At 58.5% G+C, this 18,838-nt stretch carries 13 protein-coding genes; 8 read left to right on the top strand and 5 right to left on the bottom strand.

Translation table 11 applies throughout. The features are described 5' to 3' along the window. Window positions 1-138: 138 nt before the first annotated feature. Window positions 139-951, bottom strand: coding sequence for a hypothetical protein (locus VG146_14465; protein ID HEV2393552.1), 813 nt, complete (start codon window positions 949-951; stop codon window positions 139-141). Between the two features lie 236 nt (window positions 952-1,187). Between VG146_14465 and pgsA the strand changes: the two genes are divergently transcribed. Both pgsA and VG146_14475 read left to right on the top strand, forming a co-directional pair. Further along, window positions 1,188-1,766 (top strand): CDP-diacylglycerol--glycerol-3-phosphate 3-phosphatidyltransferase, encoded by a 579-nt coding sequence (gene pgsA / locus VG146_14470; GenBank protein ID HEV2393553.1) that lies wholly within the window; start codon window positions 1,188-1,190, stop codon window positions 1,764-1,766. Window positions 1,767-1,861: 95 nt separating this feature from the next. Further along, window positions 1,862-2,341, top strand: a complete 480-nt coding sequence (locus VG146_14475; GenBank protein ID HEV2393554.1) for a peroxiredoxin — start codon at window positions 1,862-1,864, stop codon at window positions 2,339-2,341. On the opposite strand, the gene VG146_14480 is transcribed toward VG146_14475, so the two are convergent. After that, complete coding sequence (locus tag VG146_14480) at window positions 2,338-2,568, bottom strand: hypothetical protein (protein HEV2393555.1); 231 nt, start codon at window positions 2,566-2,568, stop codon at window positions 2,338-2,340. The two genes, VG146_14475 and VG146_14480, sit on opposite strands and share 4 nt — an antisense overlap. Window positions 2,569-2,798: 230 nt before the next feature. Here VG146_14480 and VG146_14485 point away from each other — a divergent pair, with 230 nt between their 5' ends. The 5 genes from VG146_14485 (at window position 2,799) to VG146_14505 (ending at window position 9,751) form a co-directional block, all read left to right on the top strand. Then, window positions 2,799-3,374: a hypothetical protein gene (locus VG146_14485; GenBank protein HEV2393556.1), complete on the top strand. Its 576-nt coding sequence runs from the start codon at window positions 2,799-2,801 to the stop codon at window positions 3,372-3,374. A gap of 410 nt (window positions 3,375-3,784) precedes the next feature. Beyond that, complete coding sequence (locus tag VG146_14490) at window positions 3,785-5,503, top strand: TolC family protein (GenBank protein ID HEV2393557.1); 1,719 nt, start codon at window positions 3,785-3,787, stop codon at window positions 5,501-5,503. After that, window positions 5,487-7,487: an efflux RND transporter periplasmic adaptor subunit gene (locus tag VG146_14495; GenBank protein ID HEV2393558.1), complete on the top strand. Its 2,001-nt coding sequence runs from the start codon at window positions 5,487-5,489 to the stop codon at window positions 7,485-7,487. The genes VG146_14490 and VG146_14495 overlap by 17 nt, the downstream gene beginning before the upstream one ends. Window positions 7,488-7,746: 259 nt before the next feature. Beyond that, a complete protein-coding gene (locus VG146_14500) occupies window positions 7,747-8,442 on the top strand; it encodes an ABC transporter ATP-binding protein (GenBank protein HEV2393559.1) in 696 nt (231 codons plus the stop codon). 49 nt (window positions 8,443-8,491) lie between these two features. Beyond that, window positions 8,492-9,751: an ABC transporter permease gene (locus VG146_14505; protein HEV2393560.1), complete on the top strand. Its 1,260-nt coding sequence runs from the start codon at window positions 8,492-8,494 to the stop codon at window positions 9,749-9,751. A 60-nt stretch (window positions 9,752-9,811) separates the two neighbouring features. On the opposite strand, the gene VG146_14510 is transcribed toward VG146_14505, so the two are convergent. After that, window positions 9,812-12,352: a DUF3516 domain-containing protein gene (locus VG146_14510; protein HEV2393561.1), complete on the bottom strand. Its 2,541-nt coding sequence runs from the start codon at window positions 12,350-12,352 to the stop codon at window positions 9,812-9,814. Window positions 12,353-12,543: 191 nt separating this feature from the next. On the opposite strand from VG146_14510, the gene VG146_14515 reads away from it, so the two are divergent. Continuing rightward, a complete protein-coding gene (locus VG146_14515; GenBank protein HEV2393562.1) occupies window positions 12,544-16,905 on the top strand; it encodes a protease pro-enzyme activation domain-containing protein in 4,362 nt (1,453 codons plus the stop codon). A gap of 90 nt (window positions 16,906-16,995) precedes the next feature. Here the strand turns inward: VG146_14515 and VG146_14520 are convergent, their stop codons facing one another. Both VG146_14520 and proB read right to left on the bottom strand, forming a co-directional pair. Beyond that, window positions 16,996-17,709, bottom strand: coding sequence for a MazG family protein (locus tag VG146_14520; GenBank protein HEV2393563.1), 714 nt, complete (start codon window positions 17,707-17,709; stop codon window positions 16,996-16,998). A 41-nt stretch (window positions 17,710-17,750) separates the two neighbouring features. Continuing rightward, window positions 17,751-18,827, bottom strand: coding sequence for a glutamate 5-kinase (gene proB, locus VG146_14525; protein ID HEV2393564.1), 1,077 nt, complete (start codon window positions 18,825-18,827; stop codon window positions 17,751-17,753). Window positions 18,828-18,838: the final 11 nt, after the last annotated feature.

Below are 18,838 nucleotides of genomic sequence, written 5' to 3' on the forward strand. Positions count from 1 at the left end.
TCGCCTCTGGTTGGGATCTCTCGTTGAGGTGGGGCCAGATTCGCATCAACTTGTCTCGAATGTCACGGATAGGAACCATGCCGCCGCCATAGGTAGCAGGTTCCTACGGACTTGTAAATGTTATTTATTGACGCAACCTTATCGCCCCAAACGGCAACTGGGCACGTTTGTTTGTCCAGCGCTATTAAGTCCCCACGACACCACCGTTCCATCTTGTTTAAGTGCGAGACTATGATAAGGCCCCGCAGCGATAGCCACGACGTTGCTCAAACCAGGCGGCGTATTGGTTTGGCCACGGCTATTATCCCCCCACGTCACGACAGTTCCATCAGCTTTCAGAGCTATACTGTGATTAAGCCCCGCCGCAATAGCAACCACATGGCTTACCCCATTCGGCAAAGTCGCCTCGCCGTAAGTACTGACTCCCCATCCTGTTACTGTCCCATCGCCCAGGAGCGCTAGACTATGAAAACCTCCGGCGGCAACCGCCACCACGTTACTCAACCCGCTTGGCGGGGTGCTGTCGGGAGAGTACCCCCAGGCGGCGACTGTGCCATCGGCTTTCAGCGCAAGGCAATCAAACGCTCCCACCGAGATCGCTACCACGTTGCTCAGCCCGTTGGGCACCATCAGTTGCCCGTCGTTATTTGCTCCCCAAACAACCACTGTTCCATCACTCCTCAACGCTACGCTGTGGTATTGTCCCCCGCCCACAGCGACCACGTTGCTTAAACCCTCTGGCAGGATGGCGTACCCGTAGTCGTTGAAATTGTCGCCCCAGCACGCAACTGTTCCCCGGCTTGTGATTGCCAGGCTGTGCGTCCACCCCGATGCAATGTTAGTAATCCCCGTTCCACGCTCAACTCTCGATATGAAAGTACTGCCCCAACCTGTGACTTGCCCTGCCGGCGGCCTCTCAAAAGCCAAACCACTTTGCCAGCTCAGAAGCATCACAACTCCCAGAGTTCCGCTTTTGCGGAAGTTTCTCCCCAAAAGCCAAAGTAACTGACGGGATCCTGTCATGCATGGTTTTTCTGTTAATAAGAATGCCTCAACTCATGAATTAGTCAAATGCCATTTGAGCCAAAAAAGGGAGAACCCCAACGTCATAGGGCCATGCCACCTGAACGAGCTTGGCGGTTGACGAAAAAAGCGCCCCCGCACAACATTGGGGCGCAGATCAAGCCATGACCACTGCCAATAAAGTCACCATCCTGCGGATTCTTTTAATCCCCTTTTTTGTGGTCGAGGTGCTCTACTATGGCAATGGTCATAATGAGGTCAACCGGCTTCTGGCCCTGCTCACCTTTGCCGTTGCCTCCATTTGCGACGGGGTCGATGGATACATTGCCCGCCGCTACAATCAGCGCAGCGAACTGGGGGCCATCCTGGACCCCCTTGCCGACAAGCTCTTGCTGGTCTCAGGCATTATTGTCCTGAGCTTCGATCACCGGCCGTACCTCGATGTGCTCCCCTTGTGGCTTGCCGGCACCATAATTGGCCGGGACATCCTCTTGCTGGCCGGCCTGATCGTCATTCAGTGGACCGTCGGCAAGGTCAACGTCAGACCCCGCATGCTAGGCAAGCTCGCCACCCTTTTGCAGATGATCGTTATCCTTTGGATTCTGCTCAAGTGGGACAAACGCTGGCTCTTTGGCTGGACGCTCAGCACGGCCCTGTGCACTGGCATTTCCGGTCTGCTCTATGTGTGGGACGGCAGCCGCCAACTCAGCGCCCATCCCGCCAGCTCGCCCGCCAAACAATAGCGCCGCCCCTGTCATTGCATTGACACCCCACCCTGATGTGCGACTATATCCGCACTGGAATGTCTTAACCGTTTAACTATTAATCAACACGCATTATGGCTATCTCCGTCGGCTCCAAAGCCCCTGATTTTACCCTCAAATCCAAACAAGCCTCCGGCCTCGTTGACCTGAAGCTCAGCAATAATTTCGGAAAGAAAAATACCGTTCTGCTCTTCTTCCCGGCAGCCTTCACCAGCGTCTGCACTTCCGAAATGTGCGACATCAGTGCCGGACTCAACGCCTACTCCGGACTCAACGCCGACGTCATTGGCGTGAGTGTCGATTCCCCTTTCGCTCAAGAGGCCTGGGCGCAAAAGGAGCATATCAAGTTCCCCCTCGCCAGCGATCTCAATAAGGACGTCATCAAAAAGTACGACGTCGTCTTTCCAATGCTGGCCGGAATTGGCGACACCGCCGCTCGCGCCGCCTTTGTCATCGATAAAAACGGCGTCGTCCAATACAGCGAACAAACCCCCACTCCTAAAGACCTGCCGCACTTCGACAAAGTCAAAGAGACCCTCGCCAAACTGACCTAGGCGAACTTCGTCGCAATCACGACCCGTCCTCGTCCGAAGGCCTCCTCCGCGACGGATAATGCCCCTCGGCGGACCTTGCTTGCAGGGGCATTCATGCGCCGCACATCGGAAGGAGGGAAATCAAACTCCAAAAGGGACTCAGCCGCCTCTCGTGACCATGTCCCCGTGTTGGGGCGGACAACGCGGCTGAGGATGGCGGCTTCGCTTGTTGCGGCGGCTACAGGCATACACTAAAACCAAACTCAAGATGGCAGAGCAGAGCGACTAAGGCAACTGCCCTCTCAGAAAAGGGGCCATGAGGAACGCGGCGAAAATGCGGCCGACCCTGGGCTGACCCTGGAGTTCCGCGCCTGCCAACCCGTGAGCGCCTCACGGGGAATAACTCTGTTAATAAGTTCTCCATAACCTCTAACAACTCGCTCTTTTCCCGATCGTCGATTTCAACGATAAGGAGAGCGTGAATAATTTTGAAAACCGCGAAGCCGCTTTGGCTCTGGCGGACAAATGGTTCGAGGCCTTTCACAAAAGCCCGCGATTCGCCGGCCTAACCGATTCTCAGCGGCGCAAAGCCAGCGCCATCACGGGGTTCTTCGCGCAGCATGCGTTCGACTATCTGGGTTTGACGCCCGACAAATGGGATGAAGCGGCGGTGGCCGAGTGCCTCACAGAGATATTCCCCAGGAAGGTATCGGCCGAACCGGCCTTTTTTGAAGCGACCTCGCCGGTCCTGAGCGCCTTCTTTACGTTTCTGAGCGAGACAGCCCTGCTTTCAGAGGGGCTTGGACTGGCCCAAACGGCGCAGACAGTGCAGGACGAGGCCCTTGCCGCCGTCGGCGATCGCAGCAACTGGGGGCCTGCCAAGTCCTTCGTCATGGCGGCCCTCGAATCCGGAGTGGATGTCCGGAACGCCGACGCGCTCCGGGCCTTCACGTTGGAATTTAATCTGCGCCAAATGGCCCACTCCGCGGGACCCAACCGACCCGCGGCGTCGGCGCAGCATGACTTCCCACGCGCTCCACGCTCCGGGCGCTGACTCGCGCCTATTCGCGGTGAAAAAAAACTTGGCCACAGTCCAGGACGAGCCCTTTGCCTTTGATTCTCCCTCCCAAGCCCGTGAGCACCAGGCGTCTGTCTTGTCCAATGTTTGGCCGCCTAACAGTTCTTTGCAGCTTTTCACGGAGTTGCGAGTCTCGAGGTCGCTTGGCGCAGACCGATCCGCGCAACTATTGGGGCTGCCCGGGGTAAGCAACTGTGCAAGCGCGGTTCACAATTTGCGGGGCCCCAGGGCGGGTTGTGGCCGCCGGCGAGGGCATGGGTAGGTCTGAAACGCCGGCGGCCACGAATCCCTGCGGCACGTTTTGGTGCTGGTCAACCTTTCTGAGTAAAGTAAAATAAAACCGGATGTAGCGATTTCCGGTTCCTTTTTTGCGGCGGGCTAATCAGATGAAATCAACGGCGCCATTTCTGGCGGGGGTAGGGCTGCTGATCCTGCTGGGAGCAGCGGGCTGCACGACAAAGTACTTTCGCAAATCGGCCGACAAGCAGGTCTATGGCATCGTCAGGAATAAATCACCGGCGGTGCCCAACATGGACCCCCATTTTACCATCGAGCAGACCAATTCCCCTCTGCTCGAGCAGTTGCCCATCTCCACCAATGCCCCCGATTTCCTTGGCGCCTATGGTGAACGCGAGCGCGGGGCGCGGGCGCTGAGCCTCGAATCGGCCCTCGCCCTGGCAATTCACTACAGCCGCAGCTATCAATCGCGCAAGGAGCAGCTTTATCTCTCCGCGCTGAACCTGACGCTCTCCCGCCACCGCTTCACCCCCATTTTTAACGCCGAGGGCAACATCAATTACGGCGGAGAAACCGAACGCGCAGTCGCCTACCAACTCAACCAGGCCACGGGTCTGCTCGAACCAGTGGTGAGCGACTCGCTGGTCGAGCAGCAGCGCATCGCCGCCAATGGGACATTGCTTGGGGCTGACTGGCTCATCCGCGGCGTGGGCGAACTCAGCGCCTCTTTGACGGCTGACTTTATCCGGTTTGTCACCGGCGGTCCCCAAACCCTCTCCCAGTCCCAGCTCAATGCCAGCTTCACCCGTCCCCTGTTGCAGAACGCCGCCTTCAAAGCCGAGATGGAAGCCCTCACCCAGGATGAACGGCAGGTCCTTTACGACCTGCGCGATTTTACCCGGTACCGCAAGGATTTCGCCGTCCAAATCGCCACCGCCTATTATGGCGTCCTGGGCAGCCGCGACGCCGCCCGCAACAACTTTCTGAACCTCAAAAGCTCGAGGAAAAATGCCGAGCGCAGCCGGGCCCTGGCCCAGGAGGGCCGCATTACCCAATCCGATTTGGGCCGGCTCGAACAGCAGGAACTCACCGCTGAAAGCTCGTGGATTAATGCCATCCGCAATTACCAGCAGGCCCTCGACAATTTCAAACTCCAACTGGGCTTGAGCGTCGATGCCAACCTTGTCCTCGAAGATCGGGAACTCGAGCGTCTGCAAATCAGGGACCCCAAACTCAGCGTCGATGAGTCCATCCGAATCGCACTGGTTGCCCGCCTGGATTACCTGAACGTGAAGGACGAGCTGGGCGATGCGGGACGCAAAGTCGATGTCGCCATCAGCGCCCTCAAGCCCAGAGTCGATTTTGTCTCAACCGTCAATATGAGCAGCAACCCCGACCGCACCGGCGGCTTGCAGATGCCCGATCCCCAACGATACAGTTGGAGCGCCGGGGCGCTGGTCGATCCGGGTCTGGACCGCCTGCCCCAGCGCAACAACTACCGGACGGCCCTGATTACGCGCGAACGCGCCAGGCGCGCCGTCGATGAGCAGGAAGACCAAATTAAACTCCAGGTCCGCGATAGCTGGCGCACGCTGGACCAGGCCAAACGCAACTACGAAATCAGCGAGATCGGTGTCACCATCGCCCAACGCCGCGTCGAGGAGCAAAATCTGCTCGCCGAACTCGGACGCGCCAAGGCCCTGGACCAGGTCGATGCGGAAAACTCATTAAACGACTCCAAAAACCAGCGCACGCAGGCCCTCGTCACCCATACCATTGCCAGACTCCAGTTTTGGGACAACCTGGGCATTCTCTATATCAAAGACAACGGCCAGTGGGAGGAAACGCACGATGCAAACAGCAAGTAACCTAGTTACATCGTTTTGGCGCCGGCCACGCTGGTGGCTTCTGGCGGCGGGCCTGGCCCTGGCAGCGGCGGCCTTGGTTTTCTGGCCGCCCGGCTCAAAATCGGGCGCCAATGGCCCTGTGTTTGCCGCTCGGCGCGGCCCGCTCGAAATCACCCTTCTCGAGGGAGGCAGCCTCCAAGCCCTCGAATCGCAGGAGATCAAATGCGAGGTGCGCGTCGGCTATCAAGGCACAAAAATCCTTAAGATCGTCGAAGAGGGCTATCTCGTCACGGATGACGATGTCAAAACCAACAAGGTCCTGGTCGAACTCGACTCTTCGGACCTCCAGAAGCAGCTCATTCAACAGGAAATCCAATACCAATCCGCTCTGGCCAGCCTCATTGACGCCCAACAAAGCTATGAAATCCAGGTGAGCCAAAATGAAAGCGACATCAAGGATGCCGAACTCAAGGCGCGCTTCGCCCGCATGGATTTCGATAAGTTCCTCGGCGACTCCGTTACGGCCCAGATCATCGCGCAGGTTGGACTCGATAAATTATTAGCCGCTGCGAGCACCAATGATGTCGAGCAGACAACCCGCGCCGATGAGGCCGCTCCAGACCAGCCCGTCACCGGTTCAATGGCCGCTCCCGAACCCGGCCCAAATCACTCACCCACCAACCAGCCGGCCGCCATTCAAACGGCGGAGATTCGGCTCGTGAACGGGGCTGTTGCTTCCAAGGCCACTCCCATAATGACAAACACGGCGCAACCCCTGCGCGTTGCCCAGGCCCCCTCTGCCAACCACGACCCGAATGAAATGGACTCCACCAACTCCATGATGGTCGATTTCTCACCTTACGCCAGCCTGGATAAGCTGGGCGATGGCGAGGCCAAGCAGAAAGTGCGCCAGTTCGAGGATGACCTCCAGGTTGCCGAAAAGGAATTGGGCCAGGCCAAATCGACATTGGAGGGGACCCGGCGCCTTTTTGAAAAGGGCTTCGTCACCAAAACTGATTTGGAACGGGACGACATCGCCTACGAAAACAGCCGGCTCAAAGTGCAAACTGCCGGCAGCGCCAGGGACTTGTTCCTCAAATACGACTTCCTCAAATCCGCCGAGGATACCCTCTCGAAGTTCGCCCAGAGCGTCCGCGAATTGGATAAGGCCCGGCGGGTTGCCATCTCGAAAATGGCTCAGGCCAGGGCGAAATTGAAGTCCGCACAGGCCCAGCACCAGGTCCAACTCCGCCAGCGGGACGATTTCAAGGAGCAACTTGATAAATGCACCATCCACGCCACCAAAACCGGCCTGGTTGTGTACGGCAGCGCCGGCGACGACATGTTCTATTACGGCGGCCAGGAACAGATTCGCGAAGGCGCCACCGTCCGCGAGCGTCAGGCTATCATTACTATTCCCGATATGACGCGCATGTCCGTCAAAGTCAAAATCCACGAAAGCTACATCAAGAAGATCAAAAAGGGCCAAAAGGTCCGCATTACGGTGGATGCTTTCCCGGACAAGGCCTTGACTGGAGAGGTCAGCAAGGTGGGCGTTCTGCCGGATTCACAAAATCGTTGGCTCAACCCCGACCTCAAAGTCTATCTCACGACGATAACTGTCGATGGAACCCAGGATTGGGCCAAACCGGGTATGAGCGCCAAGGTGGAAATCCTGGTGGATACGATTTCCAACTGCGTTTATGTGCCGGTCCAGGCCGTCTCCCCGGATGGCGACCGGCAGGTCTGCTTTCTGCCCCATGGCGCCAAGCCCGAGAGGCGTGAAGTGCAAATTGGGGGTTTCAACGATGAATTCATCGAGATTAAGAGCGGCCTCAAAGAGGGGGAACTCGTCTTGCTTAAAGCGCCTGATGGGCTCCAGCCTCAAACCCCGGCGCTGCCGGGCAAACCACCTGAGAAACCCAAGCCGCAGCTACCCTCCGGCCCGGCGGTTTCCCCCGCAACGCTCCCTGCCAGCCCGCCAGTCCAGGCCAGAAAAGCATGAAAGCACATTTTAAACTATCGCCATCCTCCTCGTTGTCTCCCTCTGTCCTTCCGAAGGGGAACCTGTTTAGCGTCGCGCAAACTTCCAGCCTGCCATATCGCAGATTTCCAATTAGAGGACGTACGAGCTTTCCACCGTGCGGTTACTCGGAGTTCCTGCCGGCTAAACAGATACCCGAAGGGAGAGGGCCGGGGGAGAGGGGTCCCTCTGTGTATAGTCCATCCCCCGGTCCTCTCAGTACTTTACCGCACGCATAACCATGCCCCCCATTGTCCAATTCGAAAATGTCCGCAAGACCTACCGGATGGGGTCGGTTACCGTCGAGGCCCTGCGCGGCATTTCCTTCGATGTCCACTCCGGCGACTACATCAGCATCATGGGGCCATCGGGGTGCGGCAAATCGACCCTGCTGAACCTCTTGGGCTGCCTGGATCACCCCACCTCGGGACGCTACCTGCTGGGTGGTGAAGACGTTTCCGCTATGTCCGATGATGCCCTCTCGGCGATTCGGGGCACCCGGCTCGGTTTCGTATTTCAGTCCTATAACCTGATCCAGCAACTGACGGTCCTCGAGAATATCGAAGTGCCGCTCTATTATCAGGGCCGGCCCGAGAAAGAGAGCCGCGAGGCCGCCCGTTGCCTGGCCGAGCGCGTGGGTTTGGATGCGCGATTGGAGCATAAACCGTTCGAACTTTCTGGCGGACAACAACAGCGCGTCGCCATCGCCCGGGCGCTGGTCAACGACCCGCTGGTCTTGCTGGCTGACGAACCCACCGGCAACCTCGATTCCACTTCCGGGGGTGAAATCCTTCACCTGTTTGACGACCTGAACAGCCAGGGAAAGACCCTCATCCTGGTCACTCACGATACCTCGATTTCGCGCCACGCGCGAAGGGCCATTCGCCTTTGCGACGGCGAGATCGAATCGGATGTCAATGGACAACCACCCCCCTAAATCATCCCCTCCGCGTTCCGGTTCATGGCTGGCCCGTTTCCGGCGCTCAATGCGCCTGGGCATCCGGAGCCTGTGGCTGCATCGGCTGCGCTCGCTGTTAACCGTTCTGGGCATTGTTTTTGGCGTTTGTTCGGTTATCGCAATGCTGGCCATCGGCGAGGGCGCCAGCTTCGAGGCCCAGGAACAGATTAAAAACCTCGGCAGCCAAAACATTATCATCCGCAGCGTCAAACCGCCCGAAGAGCAGAAAGTCTCGGACAAGGGCAGCGAGAATTATGTGCTCCAGTACGGCCTGACCTACCCCGACGTGAAACGCATACGCTTGACCATTCCCGGGGTGACGGTGGTGCTGCCGGCTCGCAACATCCGCGAGTATGTCTGGAACATCAGCCGCCGCGTCGATTGCGAGGTCGTCGGCACCGTCCCCTGGTACCCTCAGATGCGCAATCATCAGGTCGCTATGGGCCGGTTCTTCACCGATACCGACATGGACGGCAAGGCCAGTGTTTGCGTGCTGGGCGCCGAAATGGTCCCGGCCCTTTTTCCGCTCGAATCGCCGCTTGGCAAACACGTTCGGGTCGGTTCGGAATATTACCAAGTGATTGGCGTGATGGAGCCGCGCGGGCCGGAGGCCAATGCCGACGGCAGCCAGGATAACACGAAAGCGGCCGTCCATCGCATGTTCATCCCGCTGGAAACTGCGAAACTGCGATTTGGCGAAATTCTCCTGCGCCGGCGCAGCGGCAGTTTCGCAGCCGAACGGGTGCAACTTCACGAGGCGACCGTGAAGGTGGCCTCGCTCGAAGAGGTCACCGGTGCAGCCGACGCCATTAAGGAGGTCCTGCAACGGAACCATAAAAAGGTCGATTATGAAGTGATTGTCCCCCTCGAACTCCTCAGGCGGGCGGAGCGGACGAAAGAGATTTTCAACATCGTGCTCGGCTCGATAGCCGCTATCTCGCTGCTGGTGGGCGGCATTGGGATCATGAACATCATGCTCGCCAGCGTCACCGAGCGCACCCGGGAGATCGGCATCCGGCGCGCGTTGGGCGCCCGGCGGCGGGACATTATTTTGCAATTCCTGGTGGAAACGGTGCTGCTCTCGGGGGCAGGCGGGATTCTCGGGGTCTTCCTGGGCCTGGCCATCCCGTTCATTGTCAGCCACGCCGCCGGCATGAAGACCATCGTGACCGTCTGGTCGCCCTTTCTGGCCTTCAGCATCTCGGCTATTGTGGGTGTGGTCTTCGGCCTCTACCCTGCTCTGCGCGCCGCCAACATGGACCCCGTCGAGGCCCTGCGTCATGAATAAGCGCAATCTGCGCGTTCTTCATGCCAACGCACAAACCTTCGTCACTGTTCGCAGCCCCGGTCACAGCCCTTCAACCCGGCGCAAGCGCAGGACCGGTTCACCCGCTTTGCGCGATTCGCCCAGGTCAATCTCGAACTCGGCAACCCAATCATTGTGGCCCTCTGGATCGACGAGCATCTGCTGGACACGCCACGAGGCCCTGTCTTCGCTGGGCAGCACGTGGGTGTGCCGCAGGTTGCGCGCTTCGGGGTCGAGGCAAATCCGCTCATGCCCCGCGTAATAGCCGTCAAGGGCCTGGCGCAAACGCCCGGCAGTCCAGGGTTGCCCTTCGCAATCCAGGTCCGAGCTGAGATAAGTGAGGGCTTGGCCGGCGTCATCATTCACTAAACCACGCAAGAAGGAGAAAATGCGATTCCGAACCGCAGCCGTGAATGTCTTCGTGTCACGCGTGACATCCGGGGCCGCTTCTTCCGCGCCCGGCGGGCGGAGTTCTTTCTCCTCAGCGCGTTGATAGTTGGGGTACCGCATCTTCTCCCATTCATCCAGCAGGCTCGAATCCACCTGCCGGATCATGGTCCGCAGATAAATCTCCATTTCGCGGACGGTATCGCCCTTGGCGGTGTCGGGGACAGTTTGGGCCAACACTTTATAGACCCCGTTGAGGTGGCGCAACAGGAGTCCCTCGGCCCGCTGCAGTTCGTAGTCGCGAATGTAATCCGAGAAGGACCTGAAATTCTCGAACATCTCGCGCGCAATGGATTTGGGCCGGATATTCTCCTGGCCAACCCAGGGGTGCTTGTCCGCAAAGGCGTTGAAGGTGGAATAGATGAATTCACGATTCGGTTTGGGGTATTCGAGTTTTTCCAACTCCTCGATTCGCTCGTCGTATTCGATGCCGGCCATTTTCATCTCCGCCATTTTCTGGTCTTTAACCTTATCCAGTTGTTTGCGCAGGATGAGGTCCGGGTCTTCGACGATCGATTCCACCAGCGTCAGCAGGACCAGCGGGTAATCCGGCGCCTGCGGGTCCACCAGCGGCAAGGTTTCCAGCAGGTAGAGCGAGAGCGTCCGGTCCATGGAAAAGTCTTCCTGCAACTCGATATTGACGCGCAGGTAAGCCCCTTCGGCTGTGCGCGGAATGAACTCGACGATTTTGCGCTCGACCAGTGACCGGAAGAGTTGCCAGGCCCGCTTGAGATGGGCCCTTTTGGCTTTCGGCGTTTCGTGGCAGTCCCGGATGAGCGTCTGCATCGCGCGGCAGCCGTCGCCTTTGCGGCTCAATACATTGAGCAACATCCCATGTGAAACCTGGAAACGCGAGGCCAGTCGCTCCGGTTGTGCCGCCATCAACCGCGCAAACGTGTTTTTGTCCCAATTGACAAAATTCCACTCAGGCGGCTTGCGTTTGACGGCCTTCTTGCCGTCGCGGGCGGCTTTGTGTTCGAGCTTCAGGTTTTCGACCACATGCTCCGGCGCCTGCGCTACCACCCAGCCCCGCTCGTCGAATCCTTTGCGACCGGCACGCCCGGCTATCTGGTGGAAATCGCGCGCGCTCAGGATGGCAGTTTTCTCGCCGTCATATTTGCACAACCGGCTGAAGAGAACCGTCCGAATCGGGACGTTAATCCCGACTCCCAGCGTGTCGGTGCCGCAAATAATTTTGAGCAGTCCTTTTTGGGCCAATTGCTCGACCAGCACCCGGTACTTGGGCAACAACCCGGCATGATGGAGACCTATCCCATGCTTGAGCCATTTGCGGATTTCCGGCCCGTATGGGCTGCTGAACTTGAAGTTTTCCAGCGCGTTGCCGACAGCGGCTTTTTCCTCGCGCGTGCAAACATTAATGCTCGTGAAATCCTGCGCGCTCTGGGCCGCTTCGAGTTGGGTGAAGTGTACCACATACACCGGCGCCTTTTGTTCCCGAACCAGCGTTTCAAGCGTTGTCGCCAGCGGCAGCTCCGAATAGGCGAAGTCGAGAGGGACCGGACGGTGCGTTGATGAGACGCTTACCGTGGGCCGTCCATTGAGTTTGGTCAGTTCCTGCTCGAAAAAGGCCGTGTCTCCGAGCGTGGCGGACATTAGAAGAAAACGCGCCTGGGGCAGGGTAAGCAGAGGAACTTGCCAAGCCACCCCGCGCTCGCGATCGGCGTAGTAATGGAACTCGTCCATAATGACTTCTTGCACTTGGGCGGTGGGACCTTGGCGCAAAGCGATATTAGCCAGGATTTCAGCCGTGCAACATAAGATGGGCGCATCGTGATTGACCGTGGCGTCACCCGTGCTCAATCCGACGTTCTCGGGCCCGAATTCGCGGCACAGAGCGAGCCATTTTTCATTCACCAGCGCCTTGATAGGGCAGGTATAAATCGAGCGCTTGCCCTGGGTCAGTGCCTTGAAATGCAGCGCGGCAGCCACCAGCGATTTGCCCGAGCCGGTCGGCGTATTGAGGATGACGTTCTTTTCCTCGAACAATTCGAGAATCGCGGATTCCTGGGCTGGATAGAGCTGGAGGCCCTTGCCCTGGGTATAATCGAGAAACCGGCTCAGCAGGATGTTGTTGCTGAGGTCTTCGCCCCGGGGGATCAGGTCGTAAAGAGTCATTATCGTCCATTGGTTAAAGCAGAAAGCAGAAAGCTGAAAGCGGAAATATCTAAAAGGGCATGTTTTGAAAATGGACGGCTCCCCAACAACGAGCACGAGCGCGATGGCGGCAATTTCTTTCAGCTTTCTGCTTTCTCTAGTTAAGGCTTCCCTCTTCTCCGACCGCCTGCCATAAATTGCCGATGTTCAACATGCCCGGTTGGAGAAGCGCATCTGGCGCTGTTCTGGTTGCGGCAAGCCTCGCGGTTTTTGCCTCTGGCGGCCCGGAACGGCAGGTGCTGCCCGGGCATGTGCCGCCGGCGGTATCGAGGCTCAAGGTCCAGCGGGCATTGGCTGGCCAGGAGCGATTACAATTGGCTCTTGGTTTGCCACTGCGGGACAAAGCGGGCCTTACCAATTTCCTTCGAGACCTTTACAATCCAGTCAGCCCGCGTTATGGCCAATTCCTGACTGCCGAGCAGTTTACAGAGCGTTTTGGCCCGTCTTTGCCGGATTACCAAAGGGTCATCGAGTTCGCCAGGACCAATGGGTTCAGCGTGATGGCCACGCATCCCAATCGGCTCGTGCTCGATGTCACAGCGCCGGTGGCCGATATCGAGAAGGCTTTCGGAATCCGGCTCAATGTTTACCAGCACCCCAGTGAAGCGCGGACCTTTTATGCGCCGGACGCGAACCCTTCGGTGCCGGTTAGCGTGCCGATCCTCGATGTGAGCGGGCTGGATAATTTCGTTCTGCCCCATCCGATGGACCTCAAACCAGCGCCGTTGGACCAGGTTGTCTCGAACGCCACAGGGTCAGGGCCTGGCGGCGATTTCCTGGGAAGAGATTTCCGCGCCGCCTACGCCCCGGGCGTTTCACTCACTGGCGTGGGGCAGGTCATTGGCCTGTTTCAATTCGGGCCGTACTTTTCAAATGACATCCCTGTATATGAGCAAGCAACCGGCCTGCCCATCACGATCATCGTGACGAATGTCCTGCTGGACGGCTTTACCGGCGTCCCTGCGCCTGGGGCCGATGACGGGGAGGAAGCCCTCGATATTGAGATGGCGATGAGCATGGCCCCCGGGGCGGTGATTGTCGTCTATGAAGGCAACAGCGCGTACGACATTTTTAACCGGATGGCCACCGACAACCTCGCCAAACAGATGAGCTGTTCCTGGGGATTCAGCCCTCCGCCCTCTGGAATGGACAATATCTTTCTGGAGTTCGCCGCCCAGGGCCAAACCTTGTTCGTGGCCTCGGGTGACGGTGGCGCGTATAATTCTTCCCAAACCATTTTCTCTCCGGCCGACGATCCGAACATCACCTCGGTGGGAGGCACTTCGCTGACAACCAGCGGGGCGGGAGGTCCATGGCAATCGGAGAGCGCCTGGGGCGGCAGCGGCGGCGGTTGGAGCGCGGCTTACGCGATTCCAACCTGGCAGCAGGGGCTCAATATGAGCGCCAACCACGGCTCGACTACCCGGCGCAACCTGCCCGATGTGGCCATGCTGGCTGAACCGATGATATATTTTGTCTTTAAAAACGGCCAGAGCGGGACCGTGGGCGGCACCAGCGCCGCTTCGCCATTGTGGGGCGGTTTCATGGCCCTGGTTAATCAGCAGGCGGCGGCCAATGGGAAACCGCCTCTCGGTTTTTTAAACCCGGTCATTTATTCGCTCGGCCGGAGCGCCGGTTATGCCGCGAGCTTCCACGACATCACTGCCGGTCAGAACACCAATGCCGGAAGCCCGACGAATTATTATGCCGTTGCGGGCTACGATCTTTGCACCGGCTGGGGGACTCCCAATGGAGCCAACTTCATTAATGCCCTGGCGGGCCCCAACGATCCGCTGCAGATTACGCCCGGCATCGGGTTTGTCGCCGCCACGCCTTATGGCAGCCCATTCCGCCCGGTGAGCTTGGACCTGTCTCTAACCAATACCGGAACGGCCTCGTTGGATTGGTCACTTGGCAATACCTCCGTTTGGCTCAATGCCTCTTCACCAGGCGGCACGATTCCGGCAGGCGGGCCCGCGAGCGTGGTGACAGTGACCCTGAAGACGGCAACGGCAACCAACATGGTGGCCGGCAATTACTACGCCAACGTCTGGTTCACCAATCTTTCAAGCGGGATTGTGCAAAGCCGCTTGTTCACGCTGGTGGTGTCCTCGGCGAACTGGCCGCTCATGATGACCGGTTTTAATGCCGGTATCATCGTTCCAAATAACGCGACGCCGGCCAATCCCCAGGCCACTGGATTTGATATCGCAAACGGCTATTGTTTTTATCAAGCAGGCCTCAACACAAATTCCAGCGTTGCCAGCGGCAGCGGGGGGCAGGGTTTCCCCCAAAGCGGTTCATTTACGAGTCTGCTTGATAACATGACCGTCTTCCAGTTCGGCCCATACGGCGCTACAAACGCCCTGATGCTCGGTTACACTTACCCGAACTCCGGAACGCTTGCGCTGGCCAATCCGCAGTCCTTTAACTCACTGGCGATTCTTGCCGCGTCGGCTAATGCGAATTCAAGCAGCCTGGGCGCGTTGGTGGTTCATTTCACTGATGGCACTTCAAGCCAGTCCTTTAATCTCAACGCGCAGGATTGGTACAATGCCACTGGCAATGTCGCCCTCGAGGGTTTTGGCCGCCTCAAGCTCGGGACGAATCCCTTTTCGACCGAGAACCCAGGCGCCTACAATCCGAGCCTGTATCAGACGACAGTCAACCTCGCGGCGCTGGGACTCAACCAACCGGTCGCCTCCATCACATTCACCAAACCGACGGGTGGGACCACTTTGGACACAGCAGTGCTGGCGGTCAGCGGGGCCATCATGCCGGCCGAGGTCAACATCACCCAGCAGCCGCAATCGATAACCAACACCGTGGCCTCGCAAGGCGTGACGTTCGCTGTGACAGCCATGGGCGAGGCAGCATTGGCTTATCAGTGGTACTTCAGCCCCAGTGGATACCCGGGTACGTACGCAACGATGAGTGGTCAGAACAGTGCCAGCCTGGCGCTCAATCCCGTCCTGACTACCAATAATGCCGGCAGCTACTACGCGGTGGTCACCAACAGCTATAACGCTGTGGCCAGTGCCGTCGCGACGCTCACCATCTTCAGAGCGCCGGTGATTACCCGGCAGCCTGCGCCCGCCAATCTGGCGTTATTTGCCGGTCAAACTCTTCGGCTCACTGTGGCGGCCAATGCCGCACAACCGCTCGCGTATTCCTGGAATTTCAACGGAACGGCAATTGCCGGCGCAAACTCGGCCAGCTATGCACTCACGCCCGTCCAAACTATCAATTCAGGGATTTACAGCGTTGTGCTGACGAATGCCTTCGGCGCAGTAACCAGCAGTCCGGTGTCTCTGGTTGTTCAGGCTGCGCCAACTTATCCCTTGGCCCAGGCTGTGCTGGCAGACCACCCGATTGCTTATTGGCCTCTGGATGAACTCAGCGGAGCGGTGGCCCACGATTATGTCGGCGGAAAGAATGGCGTCTATAGCCGGGTCCTGCTCAACCAGCCTGGGGATAATTTGATCGATACGCGCCCCGCCGCGCGATTCGGCGGACTATCTTCGTACAACAGTTGCGTCACAAACATCCCCATCGATTTCGCGACTTCGGCCAACGCCGCGTTCTCAGTCGAGGCCTGGGTCAACGGGGGGGCTCAGAATAACGACAACGGGCTGGTCACTAAAGGCACAGGGGCCGGAGGCGAACAGTTCAACCTGGACTGCGGCGCAGCCAATCATGGTTTCCGGTTTTTTGTACGAGATGCCGGGGGCGGTGCGCATCTGGCCAACGGCTCGGCTATCCCCAATAACAAATGGCGCCACCTGGTGGGCGTGTGCGACGAAATCAACGCAAAAGTCATTCTTTATGTGGATGGCGTCTCGAACGCCAGCGGCACAATCACCGCCGGCAGCGGCTTGCTCGCCTCGGTCAATCCAGCCAGCATCGGTTCCCGGCAATCCGGAGCGGCAACGGCTTATGACCTGCAGTTTGTGGGGACGATGGAAGAAGTAGCGGTTTACAATTACGCCCTGAGCGCGACGCGGGTGCAGGCCCACTTCAAAGCGGCGACGAATCGGCCCCCGGTTTGGTCTGTGAATCCGTTTAGCCAGCCGGCCTTGGATGCCGGCCAAGGTATTTCAGGCACGGTTTCGACGAACGCCTCGGACCCGAATGGCGACGCCATCACATTCGCCAAAGCTAATGGACCCGGTTGGCTCAGCGTTGCCGCCAATGGGACGCTTTCGGGCACGCCACTTTCAGCCGACATCGGCACCAATGTTTTCCTGGTGAGCGCCACGGACCCTGGCGGATTGAGCAGCACCGCCACTCTCGACATTGCGGTTAATCCGGGGCCGCCGATCAATGCCGCCTTTTCCCTCGAAACCACGAATCTGTTGCTGAGCTGGAACGGAGGGATTGGACCTTATAGCATCCAGATGGCTACCAACCTGGATAATCCGAATTGGCAAACCATCCTGACGATGTTCAGCGCAACCAATTTGGTCTTAACCCCCAGCAACGCCGCGGGATTTTACCGGATCATAGGACAATAGAGCTGGGACTCATGAGCCATGAGACCATACCAAAAGCGGTAAAGGACTAAGAGGACTACCGCAGTCCAAGACGCTGCGAGCGCTCAATGATCAGCGTTGCGGATTGGATAATCTGGCGGATTCCACTTTGCGCCAGGCGCGCTCGCGGCGTTCCGTTTCAGAACGCAACAGGTCCTCTGCTGACCAGCCTTTGGATTGGGCGCAGGTGACCAACTCGAACAGCTCGTTGGCTAACCGGCGCCGAGAACGGTTGGCTACGGGTGCCGCAGGCGCCAGATTGGCCCGGCGCGCCTTCTTCACCAGCTTTTCAGCCCGCATCAGAGCAGGAAGATGTTTGGGGATTCCATCGAGAACCGAAGGCCGCGCGCGAACCGTCCCGTGCTTCTCGGCACGTTTGATCTTGTCCCAATTGGCCCAGACTTCATCCACATCCTTGACCTGGGCATCGCCAAATACATGCGGATGGCGCCGGACTAATTTGTCAGCAATGTGCCGCGTGACGTTTTCAAAATCAAAAGCGCCCCGTTCCCGGGCCAGTTGGCAATGGAACACAACTTGCAGAAGCAAATCGCCCAACTCCTCTTCGAGTTCGTGATCATCGCGGGATTCGATGGCGTCGATGAGTTCATAGGCCTCCTCGACGGCGTGCCAGCGCAGGGTGTGGTGGTCCTGCTCTCGGTCCCAGGGACAACCGGCAGGGGCGCGCAATCGCGCCATGATGCGCAGCAGGTCGTCGAGGGCGCTGGCCTCCTGTTTGTGCCTTGCAGCGGGAAGTGTGTATTTCCGAGCACGTTTTGATTCCACGCTATTCATCCGCTTTCCCATCGGTCCTCCTTTCGGTTTCTTCACAGTATCACCAGATTATCCCGGTGCACCACCTCGACTCGTTTCAGTCCGCCGGCTTCGATCTGCTCGGAATCGAACCCGGCTATTCCCCGGGCAAACTCTGTGCCGTCGGAGTCGCAGATGCGCACCACCTCTCCGGCGTTGAATTCCCCCTCGCATCGCGCAATGCCGGGAGGGAGGAGGCTCTTGCCATTTTCGCGCAGGGCCTTCTTTGCGCCGGCATCAACAAACAAGGCGCCTTTGGGATAGTGGAAAAAGGCTATCCACCGTTTGCGCCCTTGCAGGCCGGTGGGATGCGGCAGGAAAAGCGTGCCCTCCTCCTGGCCGGCCAGTGCCCGAGCCAGAGCCTGTTTCTTCTTTCCTGATGCAATAACCAGCGGGATGCCCGAGCGCACGGCAATTTTGGCAGCCTGGATTTTGGACGCCATTCCGCCCACAGCCGTTGCGCTGTCAGTGCCTCCGGCTATTCTCTCGATCTTGCTGTCGATTTTTTCAACGAGATGAAGCACTCGAGGATTAGTCCCACCGAAATTCTCCATCAGGCCGTCCACGGTGGTTAGAATGACCAGCAGGTCGGCAGGGAGCAACGAGGCAACCAGCGCCGAAAGTTTATCGTTGTCGCCGAATTTCAATTCAGTAAAGGAAACGACATCGTTCTCATTGACGATAGGGATGACCCCGTGGCGCAACAAACTGACCAGGGTATTGCGCGCGTTGAGGTGCCTTTCATGATGTTCGAGGTCTTCATGGGTCAGAAGGATTTGAGCAACTGCCAGCCCAAAGGCGGCAAAGAGCTTTTCATAAGTGGCCATCAATCGGGATTGGCCCACCGCGGCGCAGGCCTGGAGTTCGGCCAACTCCGAGGGCCTTTTCGCGTAGCCCAGCAATCCCATCCCCGAACCCACGGCCCCCGAGGAGACGAGCACGATTTCTTTGCCTGCTTTTCGCTGGTCGGCGATTTGACCCGCCAACTGCTCCATTTGGGCCAGGTCCGGCGCCTTCCGGCTGTCGGTCAGAACACCGGTACCCAGCTTGACCACGATGCGCGTGGCGCTTTTGACGAGGCTCGAACGCACGCCCTGTTTGC

The organism is Verrucomicrobiia bacterium (assembly GCA_035946615.1).
Taxonomy (GTDB): domain Bacteria; phylum Verrucomicrobiota; class Verrucomicrobiia; order Limisphaerales; family UBA8199; genus DASYZB01.